The sequence below is a fragment of the Niallia sp. Man26 genome (assembly GCF_022049065.2).
Classification (GTDB): domain Bacteria; phylum Bacillota; class Bacilli; order Bacillales; family Cytobacillaceae; genus Niallia.
The window spans coordinates 1-5,063 of record NZ_CP095748.1; the positions used below are offsets into that span (position 1 = coordinate 1).

Consider the following 5,063-nt stretch of genomic DNA (forward strand, 5'->3'; position numbering starts at 1 on the left):
GCGGACGTCAAAGGCATGCAGATTCATAATCAACGAGAAAAAGAAAGTCAGACGAATATGGACATTGATAAGGAGCGTTCTTCCTTGAATTATGATTTGCTGAATCATGCTCCGATTGATTATGACGAGCGCATTCAACAAGAAATTGACGAACGCTATACAGGCCAAAGGGCGATAAGGAAAGATGCGGTAAAATTATGCTCTTTTGTCGTCACGTCAGACAAAGCGTTTTTCGATGGCTTAGATCCACGAGAAGAAAAGCGATTCTTTGAAGAAAGCCTGAAGTTTCTCCAGGATCGTTATGGTGAAAAAAATATGGTGTATGCGGTTGTACATAAAGATGAAAAAACGCCCCATATGCATGTGGGGATGGTTCCGATTACTTCGGAAGGTAAATTGGCAGCTAAACAGTTTTTTGGTAAAAAAACAGAACTGCAGCAACTTCAAGATAAATTTCATGAGCATGTGACAAAAAAGGGATTTGACTTAGAGCGTGGTGTCTCTAGTGACCGAAGACATATAGAAGCCAATCGTTTCAAAGCGTTAACCGTAAAGGAAAAAGTAAAATCATTAGAAAATGAATTAAAAGAAAAGCTAGAAGATAAAAAAATGCTGGAGAAGTCCATTAAGGACGTAGAGGGTCGCTTAAGCGACCTAGGAAAGTCTTTAGACCATGTTAAAAAAGTGGACGAGGTGGAAGTGAAAGAAAAGGGTGGCTTAATTCGCTCAAAAACGGTCGAATTAGCCCAAGAAGACTTTGAGGGTATTAAAATGCTTGCTAAAGCTTCAGAGGGGCTTAAAACTAAATCTGATGAGTTTGAGAGCTATTGGATTGATGAGATGCAAAAAAATGATCGGCTAGAAGATGAAAATAGCATGTTGAAAAAAGAGAATGACCGTTTGAGAAATGAAAATAAAGAATTAGTTAGAGAAAATACTTTTTTAACCCGTACCCTTGAAAAGGTAAAAAGCTATTACAAAGATAAAGTACAGGACTTCAGCCATCATATTGGGGCTTTTAAGGCCCAAGTCTTAGATAAAATGGGAGAGCGATTATTAAAAAAGCATTTTACAGACGAGCAAGAAGTGAATGGAGCTCAAGTATTTTTGAAAGTGAAAGAGAATGAACAAGAAAAAAAGGTGAGCAGAGGGAAAGACAGAGAAATGGATTTTGAAAGATAATAAGATTTCTCTTAAATAAATAAGAAAAAGTCAGGGGAAAATGATGAAAACTTATCCTTTAACAGAAAATGATTTTAAACTAATTGATGAAGCTAAAAGTAAAATTACTAACCTCTATGAAGACGATAGACATCATGTAGGAGCAGCGTTAAAAACAAAGTCGGGAAATATTGTTTCTGCGGTACACATAGAAGCATATATTGGACGGATTACAGTATGTGCTGAAGCTATCGCGATTGGAAATGCAATTTCAAACGGAGAAAGATACTTTGATACAATTGTTGCCGTTAGACATCCTTATTCTGATGAAAAGAATAGAGAGTTAAGAGTAGTTAGTCCGTGTGGGATGTGCAGGGAATTAATTTCCGATTATTCACCAGATTGTTTTATTATTTTAGATATAGATGGAGAGTTACAGAAAACAAAAATTAGTGAACTAATTCCACTTAAATATAGTCGAGAATCATAAACGTAGTTTTTGATGGCTTTTGTTTTTGTGGTTTTGAACTTAAAAAGCCCTATTTTTTTTGGGGGCTTTTTTGTGTTTTTTCTTATCTTGATACATATAGAAACAATGTCATTTTCAAAAACAGGCTTGAAGCCTTGGTACGACTGGCTTTGAGTCGGTTTTTATAGGTGGACAGAAAAAAGCCTCTGTGATAAGGTTGAATTGTCGAGAAACAACCAATAAAACAGAGGGCTCTTTATGCCTTTTCGAGAAAGGCGGATTAATAAAATCATGTACAAAAATAATAACATTGAACCGCCCGATAAATCAACTCCAAAAATATTGGAGGATAAGACAAAATCGGGCAAGGAACGCGATTGGAAAGGTAAGAAAAAGCGTTCGGTGTTAACAGCTGAACATTTCGAGGTTGCAGGACTACATAGTAAAGCTGAACGGATGAAGGATTGTGCAACTCAATTGGTATTTAAGCATACGGAAGAAACATTGAAACTCTACCAAGCATGGTTCTGTAAAGTGAGGTTATGCCCTATGTGTAACTGGAGAAGATCGTTAAAAATTGCTTATCATAATAAACGGGTCGTAGAGACGGTTAATGAGCGTGAAAACGTTTGTTGGTTGTTTTTGACCCTCACCGTCAAAAATACGGATGCTGAGGTCCTACCTGAAACGATTTCAGCGATGTTTGAGGGTTTTAGAAGGATGATGCAATATAAAACTCTTAAAACGTCTGTGAAAGGCTTCTTTCGAGCTTTGGAGGTTACAAAAAACCGAGATCCTCAAAGTGAATCGTTCGGAACGTATCACCCTCATTTTCATGTGTTGCTATGCGTTCCTGCAAGTTACTTCAAGAAAAAAGAGTTTTACATAACGCATGAAGAATGGACAAGCCTTTGGAAAAAGGCTATGAAGTTAGATTACACACCGATTGTACATATAAAAAAGGTTAAACCAAAAGAAAAATTAGATGAACTAGAAACCTATGAAAAAGATTTGAAAAATGCTATCAAAGAACAAAATGCTATTTTAGAAGTATCGAAGTATCCAGTAAAAGATACAGATGTAATCAAGGGAAATAAGGTAACGGAGGAAAATGTTGAAACCGTTTTAGCGTTGGATAACGCCCTGGCTTATAAAAGGTTGATTGGTTACGGTGGATTACTGAAGGAAATTCATAAGGAGCTGAATTTGGGAGATGCGGAGGATGGCGATCTCGTCAATATTTCAGAAGATGATGAAGTGGCAAACGGTACTTTTAATGTGATAGCAAGATGGCATATTGGATTAAAAAATTATGTGATTGAGTAGCTATGTAAGTAGCTACTCTTTTTGTTATTTCCAAAATCGCCACCACTTTTTTTGGTGAGTAGCTGCAATTTCTTTTTTAGTTTCTTGTAGTTCTCTTATGGACTCTATTAGTTTCGGTTCTCGTTCTTCTAGTTTGCTCTCTACATCAGCAATATGTTTTCGCAATTCCGCAATCTCTTCTTTTTGGTCAGCGATAATTTTCATAGTTGCACTCATTTGCTTGAGTGCAATTTGAAGTTGCAAATTATAGTGTTTTAGTTCGTTTTCTGGTTGTTGCTGCGTTGCTGCTGTTGTTATTGCGGTTTCTTTTTCAACTTCAATATTTCTTGCAACCATGCGGGATAGACCGTCCTCGATATCCGTTGCGGTTAGGTTGCGGTTAAATCCTTCCGCAATGAACCGCAATACCTCGATTGTCTCCTGTTTATATCGTTTTTTTCTTCCTTCACCAACAGATGGTATGTAATTTTCGAAACGATCTCTATAAAATCTTGCTGTAGATTCAGCAAGATTTAATTGTTTTGCGATTTGAGCCATAGTTAATAATTGTTTTTCCAATTCGAAACCCTCCAGATCTAGGAAATGGAATATTATATTAACTTTCTACAGCAGTTCCGCAATAACCTACTACCTTATGGAAAATTAGAAATAACTTTAATTTTCTTTGTTGAACTAACTGGGCAGAATAGCGCAATAGAACAAACCTGTCCTATCTCTTCCCTGTTTTCTTTAATTTTGAAGTCTTTAAATTCATTCATGAAATACTCTAAAACTTCAGCTATAGTTTGGGGTTTTACGTTGTTATAGTCGAATTTTATTTTCATTTTAAATTCTTCCTTTCTAGTAAAGTTTTTAAGCGTTCAAATTGATTTCGATATTGATAGTCTTTATTTTCTTTACGACTAACAAGGATTTTTCCGTCGTATTTTACATATTTCTTTAGGTTGTTTCGGTCTGTCCAAGCTAGGTCTTGATTGACTACATAAACGTTAGAAGTACCCATTTTTAATATGTCAATTCTTATTGCAAATATGGTATCATCAGCCATTTGAAAATGCAGTAACTATATGCAAAATAACATCATTCTATTGCAATAGGTTGCATGAGCTATGCAACCTATACATTGCACAAGCTATGCAACCTATTAAACTATTAAATCCTTTAAAATCAAAGCCGACGTACCTAAAACGAGGAATTAGGAAATCGGCTTGCTCGAGCCATTGTACCGCCAAAACCGCCAGAGCTTCCGTTCATGATTTTTCTCTTTTGCCTTACTGGTCTACGCAATATGGGGGCTTCCCCCAAACCCCCTTGCCAGCCTCCACCCTAAAACAAGGGGAATGACATTGAATTTTATGTGGCATTTGAATAAAAACTTATGGTATTAAGGAATCTAATTTAGAAAGATCGTAGTAAAGAAAGGGGGGGAGCTTGTATGAATAGTAACAGTAGCATTAATAAAAGCAATTTAAATTTACTAGCCGTAGTGGCATTAGGGTTAACGACAATTTACACGGCAATATTAGCAACTCAATTAATGTCAACAAAACATAAAGTTGATTATTTATATTACAAAGAACATTTTCAAAAAAAGTAATAAAGGTAATACTAATGATCTCCAGAATAACGAGAGACGCTCTTGAAGCGTCTTTCTTACTTTTTAGGGGTAAAACTAGGGGCAACCCCTAAAAAAGGCGAGAGAGTCCCGTATGGCGTCTGTCAACGGTACCGGACCGAAGGGAGGATAAGGAGTTGACAGACTCACTTCACCAAGACCCTTTTGGTGTCTCAAAAGGCAACACCTTTTGAGCTGCCTACCGGCGAGGGAGCCCCTCAAGGATTGAGGGGTTGGGGAGTTCGATTAAGCGATCCAACGTGCTACGTTGGCTGGGGGTGGGGCGAGTAGCCCCTCGGTCTTTTCTTTGCCATGCAGCGCATGGCTCGGCGGAGCCGAAAAGCCTCGCAGAGCACATGGAACTTTGCGTGCAAAGTATAGTGAGCTCCACTTTACAAATAAAGTTCTTTCTCGGACAATGGTTAGAGGGAGATATATTTGGGGGTGGTCTTGATGAGTTTTGCGGTCATACATATGAAAAAATTCAAGAGT

6 protein-coding genes are annotated in these 5,063 nt (G+C 37.3%); 4 read left to right on the plus strand and 2 right to left on the minus strand.

The features are described from left to right. The first annotated feature begins 15 nt into the window (after positions 1 to 15). From mobV to L8T27_RS28590, 3 genes are all read left to right on the plus strand, one after another. Positions 16 to 1,182, plus strand: a complete 1,167-nt coding sequence (gene mobV / locus L8T27_RS28580; RefSeq protein WP_248574519.1) for a MobV family relaxase — start codon at positions 16 to 18, stop codon at positions 1,180 to 1,182. A 40-nt stretch (positions 1,183 to 1,222) separates the two neighbouring features. After that, positions 1,223 to 1,651, plus strand: a complete 429-nt coding sequence (locus tag L8T27_RS28585; protein ID WP_237944451.1) for a cytidine deaminase — start codon at positions 1,223 to 1,225, stop codon at positions 1,649 to 1,651. A 270-nt stretch (positions 1,652 to 1,921) separates the two neighbouring features. Beyond that, positions 1,922 to 2,956: a protein rep gene (locus L8T27_RS28590; protein WP_237944455.1), complete on the plus strand. Its 1,035-nt coding sequence runs from the start codon at positions 1,922 to 1,924 to the stop codon at positions 2,954 to 2,956. 24 nt (positions 2,957 to 2,980) lie between these two features. Here the strand turns inward: L8T27_RS28590 and L8T27_RS28595 are convergent, their stop codons facing one another. Then, positions 2,981 to 3,514, minus strand: a complete 534-nt coding sequence (locus L8T27_RS28595; RefSeq protein ID WP_237944452.1) for a DUF3967 domain-containing protein — start codon at positions 3,512 to 3,514, stop codon at positions 2,981 to 2,983. A gap of 74 nt (positions 3,515 to 3,588) precedes the next feature. Next, positions 3,589 to 3,780 carry a hypothetical protein gene (locus L8T27_RS28600; protein ID WP_237944453.1) on the minus strand — a complete coding sequence of 64 codons (192 nt, stop codon included), beginning with the start codon at positions 3,778 to 3,780 and terminating at the stop codon, positions 3,589 to 3,591. A 611-nt stretch (positions 3,781 to 4,391) separates the two neighbouring features. Here L8T27_RS28600 and L8T27_RS28610 point away from each other — a divergent pair. Next, complete coding sequence (locus L8T27_RS28610; protein WP_237944454.1) at positions 4,392 to 4,553, plus strand: hypothetical protein; 162 nt, start codon at positions 4,392 to 4,394, stop codon at positions 4,551 to 4,553. Positions 4,554 to 5,063: the final 510 nt, after the last annotated feature.